The organism is Pseudomonas oryzagri, assembly GCF_020831405.1.
GTDB classification, from domain to species: Bacteria; Pseudomonadota; Gammaproteobacteria; order Pseudomonadales; family Pseudomonadaceae; genus Geopseudomonas; species Geopseudomonas oryzagri.
This window is the reverse complement of record NZ_JAJHPU010000043.1, coordinates 495,898-512,217: the sequence shown is the minus strand read 5'-3', so window position 1 is coordinate 512,217 and position 16,320 is coordinate 495,898. Positions and strand designations below refer to the sequence as shown.

Annotated in this window: 14 protein-coding genes; 3 read left to right on the top strand and 11 right to left on the bottom strand. The window is 67.5% G+C overall.

The window, feature by feature from the left end; translation table 11 throughout:
* Positions 1-10 precede the first annotated feature (10 nt).
* From nagZ to LMJ29_RS18945, 3 genes are all read right to left on the bottom strand, one after another.
* Positions 11-1,006, bottom strand: a complete 996-nt coding sequence (nagZ, locus tag LMJ29_RS18955) for a beta-N-acetylhexosaminidase (protein ID WP_229607076.1) — start codon at positions 1,004-1,006, stop codon at positions 11-13.
* A 10-nt stretch (positions 1,007-1,016) separates the two neighbouring features.
* Complete coding sequence (locus LMJ29_RS18950; protein WP_229607075.1) at positions 1,017-1,553, bottom strand: L,D-transpeptidase; 537 nt, start codon at positions 1,551-1,553, stop codon at positions 1,017-1,019.
* A gap of 204 nt (positions 1,554-1,757) precedes the next feature.
* The gene (locus LMJ29_RS18945; protein WP_229607074.1) at positions 1,758-2,462 is read right to left on the bottom strand and encodes a TetR/AcrR family transcriptional regulator; all 705 of its coding nucleotides are present in this window, start codon (positions 2,460-2,462) and stop codon (positions 1,758-1,760) included.
* A 193-nt stretch (positions 2,463-2,655) separates the two neighbouring features.
* On the opposite strand from LMJ29_RS18945, the gene lexA reads away from it, so the two are divergent.
* Entirely contained in the window at positions 2,656-3,270 is a 615-nt protein-coding gene (gene lexA / locus LMJ29_RS18940) for a transcriptional repressor LexA (RefSeq protein WP_229607073.1), read from the top strand.
* 85 nt (positions 3,271-3,355) lie between these two features.
* On the opposite strand, the gene LMJ29_RS18935 is transcribed toward lexA, so the two are convergent.
* From LMJ29_RS18935 to fadB, 6 genes are all read right to left on the bottom strand, one after another.
* On the bottom strand, positions 3,356-3,595 hold the full coding sequence (locus tag LMJ29_RS18935; protein WP_229607072.1) for a hypothetical protein: 240 nt from the start codon (positions 3,593-3,595) through the stop codon (positions 3,356-3,358).
* A 113-nt stretch (positions 3,596-3,708) separates the two neighbouring features.
* On the bottom strand, positions 3,709-4,233 hold the full coding sequence (locus LMJ29_RS18930) for a DUF6586 family protein (protein WP_229607071.1): 525 nt from the start codon (positions 4,231-4,233) through the stop codon (positions 3,709-3,711).
* Positions 4,234-4,361: 128 nt separating this feature from the next.
* Positions 4,362-6,962, bottom strand: a complete 2,601-nt coding sequence (topA, locus tag LMJ29_RS18925; RefSeq protein ID WP_229607070.1) for a type I DNA topoisomerase — start codon at positions 6,960-6,962, stop codon at positions 4,362-4,364.
* 122 nt (positions 6,963-7,084) lie between these two features.
* Positions 7,085-7,348 (bottom strand): DUF1653 domain-containing protein, encoded by a 264-nt coding sequence (locus tag LMJ29_RS18920; protein ID WP_229607069.1) that lies wholly within the window; start codon positions 7,346-7,348, stop codon positions 7,085-7,087.
* Between the two features lie 75 nt (positions 7,349-7,423).
* Positions 7,424-8,599, bottom strand: coding sequence for an acetyl-CoA C-acyltransferase FadA (gene fadA, locus LMJ29_RS18915; RefSeq protein ID WP_229607068.1), 1,176 nt, complete (start codon positions 8,597-8,599; stop codon positions 7,424-7,426).
* Between the two features lie 28 nt (positions 8,600-8,627).
* Positions 8,628-10,775: a fatty acid oxidation complex subunit alpha FadB gene (gene fadB / locus LMJ29_RS18910; RefSeq protein ID WP_229607067.1), complete on the bottom strand. Its 2,148-nt coding sequence runs from the start codon at positions 10,773-10,775 to the stop codon at positions 8,628-8,630.
* 330 nt (positions 10,776-11,105) lie between these two features.
* On the opposite strand from fadB, the gene LMJ29_RS18905 reads away from it, so the two are divergent.
* Positions 11,106-11,543, top strand: coding sequence for a universal stress protein (locus tag LMJ29_RS18905; protein ID WP_229607066.1), 438 nt, complete (start codon positions 11,106-11,108; stop codon positions 11,541-11,543).
* 50 nt (positions 11,544-11,593) lie between these two features.
* Here the strand turns inward: LMJ29_RS18905 and LMJ29_RS18900 are convergent, their stop codons facing one another.
* Both LMJ29_RS18900 and LMJ29_RS18895 read right to left on the bottom strand, forming a co-directional pair.
* Positions 11,594-12,286, bottom strand: a complete 693-nt coding sequence (locus LMJ29_RS18900) for a DUF6901 family protein (RefSeq protein WP_229607065.1) — start codon at positions 12,284-12,286, stop codon at positions 11,594-11,596.
* Between the two features lie 33 nt (positions 12,287-12,319).
* Positions 12,320-14,230: an ATP-binding cassette domain-containing protein gene (locus tag LMJ29_RS18895; RefSeq protein WP_229607064.1), complete on the bottom strand. Its 1,911-nt coding sequence runs from the start codon at positions 14,228-14,230 to the stop codon at positions 12,320-12,322.
* A gap of 135 nt (positions 14,231-14,365) precedes the next feature.
* Here LMJ29_RS18895 and LMJ29_RS18890 point away from each other — a divergent pair, with 135 nt between their 5' ends.
* Positions 14,366-16,294 carry a transglycosylase SLT domain-containing protein gene (locus LMJ29_RS18890; protein ID WP_229607238.1) on the top strand — a complete coding sequence of 643 codons (1,929 nt, stop codon included), beginning with the start codon at positions 14,366-14,368 and terminating at the stop codon, positions 16,292-16,294.
* Positions 16,295-16,320 lie beyond the last annotated feature (26 nt).

Here is a 16,320-nt window from a genome sequence, read left to right as displayed (position 1 = left end):
CTCCTATAGATCAGATCAATCCGGCGGCGCGCAGCGCACCCACCGCTTCGAGCCAGCGCGGCTGGGCCCGGTAGTCCTGGCCCGGCCAGGCCTGCGCGCGCATGCCCGTCAGGCGCGCCGCCGGCCGTACGCCGCGGCGCTGCAGGTAGCTCAGCGCCAGCTCGGCGGCGGCGCGGTCGTTGCACACCAGCGCCATGTCGCAGCCGGCATCCAGCGCCGCCGCCACCCGCGCGTCGGCGGCCCCGGCGACGTGGGCGCCGGCCATGCTCAGGTCGTCGCTGAAGATCACCCCCTGGTAGCCCAGCTCGCCGCGCAGGATGTCCTGCAGCCAGCGCCGCGAGAAGCCGGCCGGCTGCGCGTCGACCTGCGGATAGATGACATGGGCCGGCATGAGGCCGGCGAGCTGCGGGGCCAGAGCGACGAACGGCTTGAGGTCGCAGGCGCGGATTTCGTCCAGGCTGCGCTCGTCGCGCGGAATGGCGATGTGCGAATCGGCCTCGGGCCAGCCGTGGCCAGGGAAGTGCTTGCCGGTGGCAGCCATGCCGGCGGCGCGCATGCCGCGGATGAAGGCGCCGGCCAGCTCGGCGACCTGCGCCGGATCGGCGCCGAACGAGCGCGAGCCGATCACCGTGCTGCGGCCGTGGTCGAGGTCGAGCACCGGGGCGAAGCTGAAGTCGATGCCCACGGCCAGCACCTCGCTGGCCATCAGCCAGCCGCAATGCTCGGCCAGGCGCGCGGCATCGGGCGCGGCGGCCAGCGCCTGCATCGACGGCAGGCGCACGAAGCCCTGGCGCAGGCGCTGCACGCGACCGCCCTCCTGGTCGACCGCCAGCAGCAGATCGGGACGCAGCGCGCGGATCGCCGCGCACAGCTCGCGCACCTGCTGCGGATGCTCGATGTTGCGGGCGAACAGGATCAGCCCGCCCACCTCGGGCTGGCGCAGCAGATGGCGGTCCTCGGCGGTCAGCCAGGTGCCGGCGATATCCAGCATCAGGGAACCCAACATGAAAAACTCCTCAGGCGAGCACGGCAGCCTGCCACTGCGGCTGCGGCGCCTCGTCGATGATCACGGAACAGTGCACCGGCACCCGTTCGAACAGCGCGAGCAGATCGGCGTTGCGCAGGCGGATGCAGCCGTGCGAACGCGGCTCGCCCATCGGCTCGCTGTCCGGGGTGCCGTGCAGGTAGATGTAGCGGCGGAAGGTATCCACACCGCCCAGGCGGTTGCTCCCCGGCTGGCAGCCGCTGAGCCAGAGGATGCGGGTGAGGATCCAGTCGCGCTGTGGGAACTGCGCCGCCAGCTCGGTCGACCAGACCTCGCCGGTCCAGCGCCGGCCGACCAGCACCGCGCCCTCGGGCAGGCCGGCGCCGATCTTCGCACGCACTTGGTGACGGCCGCGCGGCGTGCAGCCCGAGCCCTGGCGCTCGCCCGGCCCGTTCAGCGCGGTGGATACCGGCAGGCGCACGCGCAGCACGCCGGCGGCGAAGCCGTACAGGCACTGGTCGGCGAGGGAAATATGCAGCAGATCGAGCATCGGGGTGACGTCAGGCATGGGGCGCGGATGGCCTGTGCGGTTGGTTGCTTGACTCGGCGTCGCACGACCGCGACGCCGAGACCAGGCGCCGCAACGAGTCATAACAGGGCTATGGCGAGGACGGGCAACGCAATTCGGGGCCTGGAGCGCCGAAATTGACCACGTGAACCAAGCAAACAGGCCACTAGCTTAGCCGATCCGCCTGCCGGCGGCACCTGCGGCTTACTTGCCGGGCTGGCTGAGCTTGCCATCCGGGCAGGGGCGCGCGGCGATCAGCGTCGCATCGAGCAGCGACGCGTCGGCACGCATGCCGGCTGCCATGAAGGGCACCAGCAATTGCAGCACCTGCGCGCTGGAGGTCGCCACCTCGAAACGATTCTCGACGACCCGCCCAAATGATTGGATACCGGCCATGCTGAACGCCACCGCGCCCAGCATGAAATGCAGGCGCCAGAACAGCTCCAGCGGCGGAACGGGCGGCGCCGCCTCGTTGAGCAGTTGCATGTAGCGGCGAAACACCTTGCCGTACTTGTCGTCCAGGTACTGGCGTACATGCCCCTGATCCTGGATCAGCGCCAGCCCGAGCAGGCGCATGAATACCGCGAGGTGGTTGCCCAGGCGCGGCTCGACCCGCAATGCCTGCTGCACCAGCAGCTCGAGCAACTCCTCGAGACTGAGGCCGTCCTCGCCCGCCAGGCGTTGCCGGCGGGTCAGCTCGGCGTCCAGACCCTGACAGAAGGGCGTGAGGAAACGCGCCAATATCTCGTGGATCAGCGCCTTCTTGGAGCCGAAGTGGTAGTTGACCGCAGCCAGATTGACACCGGCCTTGGCGGTGATCATGCGCAGGGAGGTTTCTGTGAAGCCTCGCTCGGCAAACAGCTGCTCCGCAGCATCGAGAATCCGTTCAACTGTCTCCGAATGCGCCATGGACACCCCAGCCGCTAGTGCGACACGAACATCGAAATTGAACTTTCGTATTAAGCGAGTATGTCTGTCCCGCCATGGCTTCGCCACACAATTGGACAAACGCGCGCGTGCCGAGGTCGCAGCAAAGTGGTTTGCCTCGGACTTTTCCCTGTATATACTTCCAGCAACTGGATAAAAAGACAGAGCCCGGTCCATGCAGAAACTGACTCCGCGCCAAGGCGAGATCCTGGCCTTCATCAAGAACTGGCTGGACGTGCACGGTTACCCGCCCACCCGCGCCGAGATCGCCCAGGAGCTCGGCTTCCGCTCGCCCAACGCCGCCGAGGAACATCTGCGCGCACTGGCCCGCAAGGGCGCCATCGAGATGATTCCCGGCGCCTCGCGCGGCATCCGCATCCCCGACGCCGAACAGCCGCTCGCTGAGAACGAGCTGCCGATCATCGGCCGGGTCGCTGCCGGGGCGCCCATCCTCGCTCAGCAGCATATCGAAGACAGCTGCCGGATCAATCCGGAGTTCTTCCATCCGCGCGCCGACTTCCTGCTGCGCGTGCGCGGCATGAGCATGAAGGATGTGGGGATTCTCGATGGCGATCTGCTCGCCGTGCATGCCTGTCGCGAAGCCAGCAACGGGCAGATCGTGGTGGCGCGGATCGGTGAGGAAGTGACGGTGAAGCGCTTCCAGCGTCGCGGCAAACAGGTGCAGCTGCTGGCGGAAAATCCCGAATTCGCGCCCATCGTGATCGATCTGGAGCGACCGGACCAGGAATTCGTCATCGAAGGCCTGAGCGTCGGCGTCATTCGCCGCTGACCGCCGGACAATCGCCCTCTCCTGCCCGGTTCATTGCAAGCCGGGCATCGCGGGTCCTCACCCGCTCAGCAAGACCGCCGCGGGCTCAATGCAGCACGCGCGGCTCCTCGCCGTATTCCGTGTCGTAGTCGCCATCGGCCAGACTGCCCGCCATCTGCACGCCCAGGTTGAACATGGCCTTGGCCACCTCGATATGCTGCCCCTGCAGGAAGGCCTTGGCATCCTCGGAAAATTCGAGCGTCACCAGGGCTTCCTCGTCGTCGCCGCGGCGCAGGACGATGCGTCCATCGGGCAATTCCACGATTTCCAGAAAGGATGTCGGCATGGCAAGGGCGCTCCGCGAAAAAAGGCGGGCATTGTAGCAGCGACGCGCGTCACACCCTAGCGTCATGACGCCCTTGGCGTACCCTGGCTCGCCCCGCTCTCAGGCGCCGGCGCTCACCATTCGCTCATGCCCTGGCGAAAGCGCACCGCCAGCTGCTTGATGTGCTGCTGCCAGTCAAGCAGGGTGGCGAGTTCCACCTCCGCCTCGGCCTGCGGCTCGCCGACGTTCACGGCGGTGATCAGCTCCAGGGCCGGATCGACCTTGTTCCTCTTCGCCTCGCGCGGCGGCTCGAACAGTCCGTGGTAGGCCGCCAGCAGCCGTCCCAGCCAGCTCTGCCGCGCCTGCGCCAACTCCATCAGTTCGGCCAGCTCGGGGCTGGGCACGGCGGCCAGGGCCTCGGCATTCAGCAGCTGGCCGATCTCCACGGCGCCGGCCTGCGGCAGGCGATAGAATCCGGCGATCTCGTGGCACAGGCCGAGCAACGCGCCATAGAGATGGAACAGCGCGCTTTCCCGGGCGCCCTGGATTTGCGCCTGGGCATTCAGCACCCGAGCCGCCTCGGCGGCCCGCCAGGCGTCCAGCGCCAGGGTGGCGAAATACAGTTTCTGGTTGGTGCGGGTGTACAGCTCGTTGGCCATGGCGAACTCCTCGACAGAACCTGCAGTATAACCAGCCGCCGCAAAGGCGCAGGGCAGCGGCCGGTCACAAACGAAACCGGCCGGGCGCCTGCGCGCACCGGCCGGTCTCCTGACGCATCAGGTGGAACTCAGCGCTTGTCCTCGACCTGCCACTTGCCATCGGCATGGAACGCGCGCCAGCCGGTGGGCTTGCCGTCCACCTCGCTCTGCACGTACTGCTCCTTGGTCTTGCGACTGAAGCGGATCACCGCCGGACGGCCCTCCGGATCCTGCTGCGGCGCCGCGAGCAGGTAGTGGTACTTGGCGTCCAGTTCGTCCTTGTGCGGAATCAGCTCGGCCACCAGCGGCGCGCGGGTCTCGCGGTTCTTGGGGAACTGGCTGGCGGCGAGGAACAGCCCCGAGGCGCCGTCGCGCAGCACGTAGATGTCGTCGACCTTGGCGCAGCGCAGCTCCGGCATCTTGATCGGATCGATCTTCGGCGGCGCCGCCTCGCCGTTCTTCAGCAGCTTGCGGGTGTTCTTGCAGCTGGCGTTGGTGCAACCGAAGAACTTGCCGAAACGGCCGGTCTTGAGCTGCATCTCGCTGCCGCACTTGTCGCACTCGAGGCTCGGCCCCTCGTAACCCTTGATGCGGTACTGGCCTTCCTCTATCTCGTAGCCCGAGCAATCCGGGTTGTTGCCGCAGATGTGCAGCTTGTGCTTCTCGTCGAGCAGGTAGGCATCCATCGCCGTGCCGCACTTGGCGCAGCGGTGCTTGCTGCGCAGCACGCGGGATTCGGACTCGCCCTCGTCGTCGGCGGCGATCTCGTCGCCCGGCACCAGGTTGACGGTGGCCTTGCAGCGCTCCTTCGGCGGCAGGGCATAGCCGGAGCAGCCGAGGAACACGCCGGTCGAGGCGGTGCGGATCATCATCGGCCGGCCGCATTCCTTGCAGGGAATGTCGGTCAGGGTCGGCTGATTGGCGCGCATGCCCCCCTCGCCGGCCTCGGCCGTCTCCAGCTTGCCGCGGAAGTCGGCGTAGAACTCGTCGAGCAGATGCTTCCACTCGCGCTCGCCCTGGGCGATGTCGTCGAGATGCTCCTCCATGCCGGCGGTGAAGCCGTAGTCCATCAGGCTGGCGAAACTCTCCGAGAGGCGCTCGGTGACGATCTCGCCCATCTTCTCGGCGTAGAAGCGGCGGTTGTGAACGGTGACGTAGCCGCGCTCCTGGATGGTGGAGATGATCGCCGCGTAGGTCGACGGCCGGCCGATGCCGCGCTTCTCCAGTTCCTTGACCAGGCTGGCTTCCGAGAAGCGCGCCGGCGGCTTGGTGAAGTGCTGGCTCGGATCGAGCGCCAGCAGGCTCAGCTTGTCGCCCTGGGCCATGTCCGGCAGCACGTCGTCCTCGCCGGACTTGCTCTGCGGCGGCAGCACGCGGGTGAAGCCGTCGAACTTGAGGATGCGGCCCTTGGCGCGCAGCTCGTAGTCGCCGGACTGCACGCTGACGCTGGTCGACAGGTACTCGGCCGGCGGCATCTGGCAGGCGACGAACTGGCGCCAGATCAGCTCGTAGAGACGCTCGGCGTCGCGTTCCATGCCAGACAGCTGGGTCGGGCGCAGGTTGACGTCGGACGGGCGGATCGCCTCGTGCGCTTCCTGGGCGCCCTCCTTGCTGCTGTAGAAGTTCGGCTTGGCCGGCAGGTACTGCTTGCCGAACTCGCCCTCGATGAAGCCGCGCGCCATCTCCAGCGCATCGGCGGAGAGGTTGGTCGAGTCGGTACGCATGTAAGTGATGTAGCCGGCCTCGTAGAGGCGCTGGGCCAGCATCATGGTCTTCTTCACGCCGAAGCCCAGGCGATTGCTCGCCGCCTGCTGCAGGGTCGAGGTGATGAAGGGCGCGCCCGGCTTGCTCGAGGTCGGCTTGTCCTCGCGCTTGCTCACCGAATAGGCCGAGGATTTCAGCGCCGCGACCGCGGCCATGGCCTGGGCTTCGTTGAGCGGCTTGAACGCCTCGCCCTTGTGGCGGGCGACCTCGAAGCGCACCTTTTCCTCGCGTGCGGTGGTGAGGTCGGCGTGCACCTCCCAGTATTCTTCCGGCACGAAGGCGCGGATCTCGCGCTCGCGCTCGACCACCAGTTTCACCGCCACCGACTGCACGCGACCGGCGGACAGGCCGCGGGCGATCTTGGCCCACAGCAGCGGCGAGACCATGTAGCCGACCACGCGATCGAGGAAGCGGCGCGCCTGCTGGGCGTTGACGCGGTTGATGTCCAGCTCGCCGGGCTGGGAGAAGGCGTCCTGGATCGCCTTCTTGGTGATCTCGTTGAACACCACGCGCCGGTAGCGACTCTCGTCACCGCCGATCGACTCGCGCAGGTGCCAGGCGATGGCCTCCCCCTCGCGGTCCAAGTCGGTTGCGAGATAGATGGTGTCGGCATCCTTGGCCAGGCGGCGCAATTCCTCGATCACCTTCTCCTTGCCGGGCAGGATCTCGTACTGGGCCTTCCAGCCCTGCTCGGGGTCGACGCCCATGCGCGCGAACAGCTGGCGCTTGGCCTTTTCCTTCGGCGACAGGGCCGGCGTCTCGGCGGCCGCCTTGCCGCGCTTGGCCGGCTCCTTGGCGGCCGAACCGCTGGTGGGCAGGTCGCGGATGTGGCCGATGCTCGACTTCACCACGTACTGGCTGCCCAGATACTTGTTGATCGTCTTGGCCTTGGCCGGGGATTCCACGATGACCAGAGATTTGCCCATGAATCGGAAAGTTCCTGAAAAAATGGCGAGATGAACGGCGAGTGTGGCGGCGCAATAAATGCAATTAAATGTGACGGCGCCCCCTCAAGGCCACGCTATATATAGTGGCCCGCGCGGCGAGGTCAAGCGCGCGGCTCGGCCGGATTGCCCTCAGCGTAGTGGAATTCCACGCTTTCACCGCGCACCAGGGCGAAGCGCGGCAGGGTTTCGCCCTCCACTTCGACGACCTCGAGAAACATCGCCAACGGCCGGACCCACAGGCCGAAATCGCCGTACAACGCCTGGTAAACCACCAGCTCCTCCTCGCTTTCCGAATGCCGGGCCAGCCCCAGCACGCGATATTCGCGTCCCTTGTAGTGACGATAGAGTCCGGTTTGCAGCGCCATGTAACCTCCGCGAATTGCGCAGCCCAAAAAGGAAAAGCCGGGGCCACGAACCCCGGCTTCTCTTCCATTGCGCTATCAGACGCGCTCGAACAGCGTTGCGATACCCTGACCGAGACCGATACACATGGTGGCCAGACCAATGGTGCCCTGGCGCTGCTTCATCACGTTGAGCAGGGTGCCGGAAATCCGCGCTCCGGAGCAGCCGAACGGATGGCCCAGGGCGATGGCGCCGCCGTGCAGGTTGACCTTGGCGTCCAGCTTGTCGAGCAGCTTGAGGTCCTTGAGCACCGGCAGGGCCTGCGCGGCGAAGGCCTCGTTGAGTTCGACGAAGTCGACATCGTCGATGCTCAGGCCGGCGCGCTTGAGCGCCTTGCGGGTGGCCGGCACCGGGCCGTAGCCCATGATCGACGGATCGACGCCGGCCACCGCCATGGCGCGGACGCGCGCCAGCGGCTGGATGCCGAGGTCGGTGGCGCGCTGGCCGCTCATCACGAGCATGCAGGAGGCGCCGTCGGTGATCTGCGAGGAGGTGCCTGCGGTGACGGTACCGTTCTTGGGGTCGAACACCGGCTTGAGCTCGGCCAGCCCTTCCAGGGTGGTTTCCGGGCGGATGGTCTCGTCGTAGTCGAACACCTTGAGGAGACCGTGCGCATCGTATCCCTCGAAGGGGATCAGCTCATCCCTGAAGCGGCCCTCCACGGTGGCCTGGTGGGCCAGCCGGTGCGAACGGCAGGCGAACTCGTCCTGCGCGGCGCGGCCGATGCCGTGCATGCGCGCGAGCATCTCGGCGGTCAGGCCCATCATGCCGGCCGCCTTGGCGGCGTGCAGCGACAGTCGCGGATTGGGATCGACGCCGTGGGTCATCGGCAGGTGGCCCATGTGCTCGACGCCGCCGACCACGAAGACGTCGCCGTTGCCGGACTGGATCGCCTGGGCGGCCGTGTGCAGCGCGCTCATCGACGAGCCGCACAGGCGGCTGACCGTCTGCGCGCCGCTGGTCGGCGGAATCGGCGTCATCAGCGCGGCCATGCGGGCGATATTCCAGCCCTGCTCGAGGGTCTGGTTGACGCAACCCCAGATCACGTCCTCCACCTCGGCCGGATCGAGCTGGGGGGTGCGCGCCAGCAGTCGGGTAATCAGGTCGGCCGACAGGCTGTCGGCGCGGGTGTTGCGGTGCATGCCGCCCTTGGAGCGGCCCATGGGAGTGCGACCGAAGTCGACGATCACCACGTCTCTCGGATTCAGGCTCATAGCTTCTCTCGCTGCAAAGGTTGCGCACTCACGCGAAGAACTGGCGGCCGCTGGCGGCCATCTCGCGCAGGCCGGCGGTCGGCTGGTACAACGGCCCGAACTCGGCGTAGCGCTCGGCCAGGGCGACGAACGCGGCCACGCCGAGGCTGTCGATGTAGCGCAGGGCACCGCCGCGGAAGGGCGGGAAGCCGATGCCGTAGACCAGCCCCATGTCCGCCTCGGCGGCGCTGGCGACGATGCCCTCCTCCAGACAGCGCACCGTCTCCAGGCACAGCGGCAGCATCATGACGTTGGCGATGTCCTCGTCGGACAGCTCGCGCGGCGTCTGGACCAGCGGGGCGAGCAGCGCCGGCACGCCGGGGTCGACGATCTTCTTCGGCTTGCCGCTCTTGTCGCCCAGGTAGGCGTAGAAGCCCTTGCCGCTCTTCTGGCCCAGGCGTCCGGCCTCGAACAGCACGTCCAGCGCGGTGCGCCCATCGCTCTGCATGCGCTCGGGGAAGCCGGCGGCCATCACCGCGCTGGCGTGATGCGCGGTGTCGATGCCGACCACGTCGAGCAGGTAGGCCGGCCCCATGGGCCAGCCGAATTTCTCCATCACCCGGTCGATGCGCTGGAAGTCGACGCCGGCCGCCACCAGGCGGGTGAAACCGCCGAAATAGGGGAACAACACGCGGTTGACCAAAAAGCCCGGACAGTCGTTGACCACGATGGGCGTCTTGCCCATCTTGCGCGCGTAGGCCACGGTGGTGGCGATCGCCGCCTCGCCGGTCTTCTCGCCGCGGATCACCTCGACCAGGGGCATCATGTGCACCGGGTTGAAGAAGTGCATGCCACAGAAGTTTTCCGGCCGCTTGAGGGCCTGGGCGAGCAGGCTGACCGAGATGGTCGAGGTGTTGGTGGCGAGGATGGCGTCGCCCCTCACCTGCCCTTCCACCTCGGCCAGCACCGCCTGCTTGACCTTGGGATTCTCCACCACGGCCTCGACCACCAGGTCGACCTGGCCGAAGTCGCCGTAGGACAGGGTCGGGCGAATCGCGTTCAGCGCGCCGGCCATCTCCAGCGGGGTCAGTCGCCCCTTCTCCAGCCGCTTGGCGAGCAGCTTGGCCGCCTCGCCCAGACCGAGCTGGATGGCCTCCTCGCGGATGTCCTTCATGAGGATCGGCGTACCCTTGACCGCCGACTGGTAGGCGATGCCGCCGCCCATGATGCCGGCGCCGAGCACCGCGGCCAGCCTGACCTCGCGGGCCGCCTTCTCGTGGCCCTTGGCCTTGCGCTTGAGTTCCTGGTCGTTGAGGAACAGGCCGACCAGATTGCGTGCCACCTCGCCCTTGGCCAGCTTGACCAGTGCCTGCGATTCGATCTCCAGGGCCTTGTCGCGGCCGTGGACGGCGCCCTTCTGGATCGTCTTGACCGCCTCGACCGGCGCCGGATAGTGCGGCCCGGCCTGGCCGGCCACGTAGCCCTTGGCGCTCTCGAACACCATCATCTGCTCGATCTGGCCGAGCTTGAGCTTCTCCAGCTTCGGTCGGCGGCGGGCCAGATGGTCGAGTTCGCCGGAGCCGGCACGTCGGCACAGGTCCAGGGCGGCCTCGCGCAGCTGGGCGGGGCCGACCACCGCATCGACCACGCCGACCTTGAGCGCAGCGGCCGCGTCGTACTCCTTGCCGCCGGCGATCCACTCGATCGCGTTGTCGGCGCCGATCAGCCGCGGCAGGCGCACGGTGCCGCCCCAGCCGGGGTGGATTCCGAGCTTGACCTCCGGCAGGCCGACCTTGGCGCCCTCGGCCATCACCCGGAAATCCGCCGCCAGGCACATCTCCAGGCCGCCACCGAGCGCCACCCCGTTGATCGCCACCACACTGGCCAGCGGCAGATCCTCGAAGGCACTGAAGATGCGGTTGGTGTCGAGGTTGGCGGCCAGGAGGCGGTCCTCCGGCAGGGCGAACAGGCCGAGGAACTCGCCCACATCGGCGCCGACGACGAAACTCTCCTTCGCGCTGGTGACCAGCACCCCGCGCAGCCCCGCCGTCGCCTGCAGCGCGGCGGTCGCCGCGCGCAGCTCGTCGAGGGTCTGGCGATTGAACTTGTTGACGGACTCGCCCTCGAGGTCGAAGGTCAACTCGGCGATGCCGTCCTCGACAACCTGTACCCTGATGGCCTTACCCTGGTAAATCATCGACTGATCTCCTTGCGATGGGAGCTCGACTCCGCGCCGTGGCGCCTCTCCCTAGGATAGTTGCGCCCTCACCGCCCACTGCCGTTCGCGCTCGGCCGCGGCACCGCTGCGCAGCGACTCATACGGGCGTTTGATTCCCTTGTCACACCCTCGGAGAATTCCCCCGCCTTGTCAATCGCGGGGCCTGCCGGGCCGCACGCGGGCGAATGGAAGCCTGCCGGCGAACTGATCGATGTCAGCGCGGCGACGCATAACTACTGCATCATTGGGAATAGAGGCCGGTTAGCGACTGGCCCATAATGGATTCACTCACTGCCACGGAGAAACAAGATGAACTATCAACACCTGCTGGTGGCGATCGACATGACCGACGACTGCCATACCGTGATCCAGCGCGCGGTGGAGATGGCCAACTGCTGCCAGGCCCGACTGTCGCTGGTGCACGTGGTCGAGCCGATGTCGATGGCCTTCGGCGGCGACGTGCCCATGGATCTGTCGGCCCTGCAGGAACAGCAGATCGACCAGGCGCGCAAGCAGCTGGAAGGCTTCTCCGCGAGCCACCCGGAAATCACCAAGGACAACACCCACCTGGCCTTCGGCCAGCCGCGCCAGGAAATCCACCGTCTGGCCAAGGAGAACGGCTGCGACCTGATCGTGGTCGGCAGCCACGGCCGCCATGGCCTGGCCCTGCTGCTGGGCTCGACCTCCAACGACGTGCTGCATGCCGCGCCCTGCGACGTGCTGGCGGTGCACCTGAAGAAGTCCTGAGGATGCGCGCCGCGCCGGGCCTTGCGCCCGGCGCGATGTGACGACGACTGTCAGTAAACGCCCAGTTCGGTGCCGCTGCTCATCACCAGCGGACGGATCTTGCTGAGCTGGGCTTCCAGCGAGTACGACACGCTGGAGGCCATCGAGAAGAAGCTGAGGAAGGCCTTGAGGTTGGAGTCGTTCTCGCAGGTGTCGTGGATGCGCTGCCAGAACGCCTGGTTGACCAGCTGCAACTGCTGGTAGTGGCGCACCAGCCCCTTGAGCTCCCAGTCAGCGTGGCGGCCTTCGCGCATGTTGTAGTACTGGCGCATCAGGTACAGCGAGACCGTGCGCATGATGAATTCCTGGTTGCTGGCGAACGGCAGGTGCTGCTGGGCCATCGGCCGCAGACGGCAGAGCATCGGACAGGCGCTGGTGGCCATCAGCACGCCGAGCAGCGCGCGCAGCGCGGCCTCCACGCTGACTTCCTTGTAGTACTCGCGCTCGGCGGTGATCACCCGCACCTTGGCCTTCTTGAAGGCCGGCAGGCCGCGGAACGCCTCGATCACCGGGTGCAGGTCGACGGCGGCGGGACAGTGGGTGTTGAGTTCCTTGCTGAGCGGGCAGTTGGTGCACTGCTCGTGGTCCAGGCGCGTCCAGCGCGGCACCTCGCCGACCCGGGCGGGGTCGTACTGTCGCTCGAGATCGACCCGATAGTTGAACTCGTGGTTGTCGTCCAGGGTGATCTTGTACTCGATGGTCATTCCCTACTCCGTGTCCGTATCCGTGTCAGCACATCAACCTTCCAGCTCGGCCCAACGCTCCAGCAGACGATCCAGCTCCTGCTGGAGATATTCCAGGCGGGCCAGCGCCGCATGGGTCTGCTCCTGGGGCCGCAGATAAAAATCGGGGTTGGCGGTCTCTTCCTGCAGGGCGGCCTGCTCGCCCTCCAACGCCTCGATCTGCGCGGGCAGCGCGTCCAGCTCGCGCTGCTCCTTGTAACTCAGCTTCTTGCGCGCCGGGACTGCCGGCGCGACCGCCACCTTTTCCACCGGCGCCGGCTTCTCCGCCCGCACCGGCTTGTCCGCCGGCTCCTTGCCGACCCCCAGCAGGCGCGGCGAACCGCCCTGGCGCAGCCAGTCCTGATAGCCGCCGACGTATTCGCGCACCAGACCTTCGCCTTCGAACACCAGGGTGCTGGTCACCACGTTGTCGAGGAAGGCGCGATCGTGGCTGACCATCAGCACGGTGCCCGGGAAGCCGAGCAGCACCTCCTCGAGCAACTCGAGGGTTTCCACGTCCAGGTCGTTGGTCGGCTCGTCCAGCACCAGCAGGTTGGCCGGCTTGCTGAACAACTTGGCTAGCAAGAGTCGCGCCCGTTCGCCGCCGGACAGCGCCTTCACCGGCGAACGCGAGCGTTGCGGGCTGAACAGGAAGTCGCCGAGGTAGCTGAGGACGTGGCGGTTCTGACCGTCGATGGTAATGAAGTCGCGGCCCTCGGCAATGTTCTCGATCACTGTTTTCTCAGGTTCGAGCTGATTGCGCAGTTGGTCGAAGTACGCCACCTCGAGCTTGGTGCCGATCTTGATGCTGCCGGCGGTTGGCTGCAGATCGCCGAGCAGCAGCTTGAGCAGGGTGGTCTTGCCGGTGCCGTTGGCGCCGAGCAGGCCGATGCGGTCGCCGCGCTGCAGGACCATGGAGAAATCGCGGATCAGCGGCTCGCCGCCGGGATGGGCGAAGTCGACGTGCTCGGCGACCATCACCTGCTTGCCCGACTTGTCGGCCGCATCCAGCTGGATGCTCGCCTTGCCCTGGCGCTCGCGGCGCTCGGCGCGCTCGGCGCGCATCGCCTTGAGCGCGCGCACCCGGCCCTCGTTGCGGGTGCGGCGGGCCTTGATACCCTGACGGATCCATACCTCTTCCTGGGCCAGGCGCTTGTCGAACAGCGCATTGGCCGCCTCCTCGGCCGCCAGTTGCTGCTCTTTATGAACCAGGAAGCTGGCATAGTCGCCGTTCCAGTCGATCAGGTGGCCGCGGTCCAGCTCGAGGATGCGGGTGGCCAGGCTCTGCAGGAAGGCGCGGTCGTGGGTGATGAACAGCACCGCGCCATTGAAGCCGAGCAGCGCTTCCTCCAGCCAGGCGATGGCGCCGATGTCGAGGTGGTTGGTCGGCTCGTCGAGCAGCAGCAGGTCGGGCTCGGCGACCAGCGCCTGGGCCAGCAGCACGCGGCGGCGCCAGCCACCGGACAGCTCGGCGAGGGTCTTGTCGGCCGGCAGCTGCAGGCGGCTCAGGGTGTTCTCCACCAGCTGCTGCAGGCGCCAGCCGTCGCGGGCCTCCAGCGCCTGCTGGACGCGCGCCAGCTCGGTGAGATCGTCCTCGCCCTCGATGTGCTGGGACAGGTGGTGGTAGCGGGCGATCAGCTCGCCGACCTCGGCCAGGCCCTCGGCGACCACGTCGTAGACGCTGCGCTCGTCGGCTGCCGGCAGCTCCTGGGGCAGCTCGCCGATCTTCAGCGTCGGCGCGCGCCAGATCTCGCCGTCGTCCGGACGCTGCTCGCCCTTGACCAGCTTGAGCAGGCTGGACTTGCCGGTGCCGTTGCGGCCGATGATGCACACCCGCTCGCCGTTGGCGATCTGCCAGGACACCTGGTCCAGCAACGGCGTGAGGCCGTAGGCGAGCGACACATCGGTGAACTTGAGCAGCGTCATGGCGAGGTCTCCAGCAGAAGGGCGGCGCATTCTACTCGCAATCGACCAGTGCCGGGGGACAATGCTTTAACCGCGCCCGGTGGCACGCTAAGCTTATCGAGAATCCCTCCCGCCCCCGTGTCCGTCCCAATGCCCATGCGTCTTCGCCCGCTCGTCCTGTTGGCCGCCCTCGTGGCCAGCATCGGTCTTTCCCCGCTCGCCACGGCGGCCTCCCTTGCCCAGCAGCGCAGCATGTACGACGAAGCCGAGCGTGCCCTGGACAAGAACGATCCCTCCGTCTATCTGCGCTATCGCCAGGCCCTGCGCGACTATCCGCTGGAGCCGCACCTCGCCTACGACGAGCTGACCCTGCGCCTGAAGAGCGCCAGCAACCGCGAGATCGAAACCTTCCTCGCCGAACATGGCGACCTGCCGCAGATCGGCTGGATGAAGCTGCGCTGGTTGCGCTGGCTGGCCGAACGCGGCGAGTGGCAGACCTTCATCAAGCACTACAGCCCGGCGCTGGAGTTCACCGAACTGGACTGCCTGCTCGGCGAGTACCACTACCGCCACGGCAAGCCCGGCGACGGCGCGGTGGCCGCCCAGCGCCTGTGGCTGACCGGCAAGTCGCAGCCGGACACCTGCGACCGCCTGTTCGACCTGTGGCGCGCCCAGGGCGGACTGACCGAGGACATGCGCTGGAAGCGCCTCAAGCTGGCCGCCGAGGAGCGCAACTACGGCCTGGCCACCTATCTGCAGAAGACCCTCGGCGGCCTGGCCGGCCCGGGCCAGCTGCTGATCGACGTGGCGCAGAAGCCCGAGCTGCTGGTGCAGCGCCAGCGTTTCGCCGGCAGCGACCGCCACACTGCCGACGCCGTCGGCCTCGGCCTGCGCCGTCTGGCGCGGCAGAACCCGGAACAGGCCCTCGGCCTGCTCGAGGAGTACAGCGCGCGCCTGCCGTTCTCCCACGAGGAGAAGGTCGCCATCGCCCGGCAGATCGGCCTGTCGCTGGCCAAGAATTTCGACTCCCGCGCCCTGCGGGTGATGACCCAGTACGACCCCGACCTGCGCGACAACACGGTCAGCGAGTGGCGCGCGCGCCTGCTGCTGCGTCTCGGCCGCTGGGCCGACGTCAATCAGCTGACCCGGCAGATGCCCGGCGACCTGGCCGCCACCAGCCGCTGGCGCTACTGGCAGGCGCGCAGCCTGCAGCTGGCCGACCCCAGCAGCAAGGACCCGGTACGCCTGTACCTGCCGGTGGCCGGCGAGCGCGACTTCTATGGCTTCCTCGCCGCCGACCGGATCGACGCGCCCTACCAGCTCAACCACAAGCCGATGGCCATCGACCCGAAGGTGATGCAGAAGGTGCGCAACACCGCCGGCATCCGCCGCGCCCTGGAGTTCCATGCCCGCGGCGACATCGTCGACGGCCGCCGCGAGTGGTATTACGTCAGCCGCCTGTTCAGCCGCGAGGAACTGGTGGCGCAGGCACGCCTGGGCTACGAGATGGGCTGGTACTTCCCGGCGATCCGCACCATCAGCCAGGCGCAGTACTGGGACGACCTCGACGTGCGCTTCCCGATGGCGCACCGCAACGCCCTGACCCGCGAGGCCCGCACCCGCGGCCTGCATTCGAGCTGGGTGTTCGCCATCACCCGCCAGGAGAGCGGCTTCATGGCCGACGCGCGCTCCGGGGTCGGCGCCATGGGCCTCATGCAGCTGATGCCGGGCACCGCCAAGGACACCGCGCGGCGCTTCGGCATCCCGCTGCGCTCGCCGCAACAGGCGCTCAACCCCGAGGTCAACATCCAGCTCGGCGCCGCCTACCTGAGTCAGGTCTACGGTCAGTTCGGCGGCAACCGCATCCTCGCCTCGGCCGCCTACAATGCCGGCCCCGGCCGCGTGCGGCAGTGGCTGAGCGGCAACGAGCAGATGCCATTCGATATCTGGATCGAGACCATCCCCTTCGACGAGACCCGCCAGTACGTGCAGAACGTGCTGTCCTATTCGGTGATCTACGGCGAAAAACTCGGCGCACCGCAGAAGCTGGTGGAATGGCACGAGCGCGAGCTGGGGCCGCAGTGAGGTCTACCCGGTGCACACATGTAGGG

Coding starts and splice junctions, on each gene's coding strand:
- LMJ29_RS18895 (WP_229607064.1), bottom strand. CDS start 14,230: ATGACGCTGCTCAAGTTCACCGATGTGTCGCTCGCCTACGGCCTCACG.
- lexA (WP_229607073.1), top strand. CDS start 2,656: ATGCAGAAACTGACTCCGCGCCAAGGCGAGATCCTGGCCTTCATCAAG.
- topA (WP_229607070.1), bottom strand. CDS start 6,962: ATGGGCAAATCTCTGGTCATCGTGGAATCCCCGGCCAAGGCCAAGACG.
- fadB (WP_229607067.1), bottom strand. CDS start 10,775: ATGATTTACCAGGGTAAGGCCATCAGGGTACAGGTTGTCGAGGACGGC.
- LMJ29_RS18900 (WP_229607065.1), bottom strand. CDS start 12,286: ATGACCATCGAGTACAAGATCACCCTGGACGACAACCACGAGTTCAAC.
- LMJ29_RS18935 (WP_229607072.1), bottom strand. CDS start 3,595: ATGCCGACATCCTTTCTGGAAATCGTGGAATTGCCCGATGGACGCATC.
- fadA (WP_229607068.1), bottom strand. CDS start 8,599: ATGAGCCTGAATCCGAGAGACGTGGTGATCGTCGACTTCGGTCGCACT.
- LMJ29_RS18890 (WP_229607238.1), top strand. CDS start 14,366: ATGCGTCTTCGCCCGCTCGTCCTGTTGGCCGCCCTCGTGGCCAGCATC.
- LMJ29_RS18945 (WP_229607074.1), bottom strand. CDS start 2,462: ATGGCGCATTCGGAGACAGTTGAACGGATTCTCGATGCTGCGGAGCAG.
- LMJ29_RS18930 (WP_229607071.1), bottom strand. CDS start 4,233: ATGGCCAACGAGCTGTACACCCGCACCAACCAGAAACTGTATTTCGCC.
- nagZ (WP_229607076.1), bottom strand. CDS start 1,006: ATGTTGGGTTCCCTGATGCTGGATATCGCCGGCACCTGGCTGACCGCC.
- LMJ29_RS18950 (WP_229607075.1), bottom strand. CDS start 1,553: ATGCCTGACGTCACCCCGATGCTCGATCTGCTGCATATTTCCCTCGCC.
- LMJ29_RS18920 (WP_229607069.1), bottom strand. CDS start 7,348: ATGGCGCTGCAAACCGGACTCTATCGTCACTACAAGGGACGCGAATAT.
- LMJ29_RS18905 (WP_229607066.1), top strand. CDS start 11,106: ATGAACTATCAACACCTGCTGGTGGCGATCGACATGACCGACGACTGC.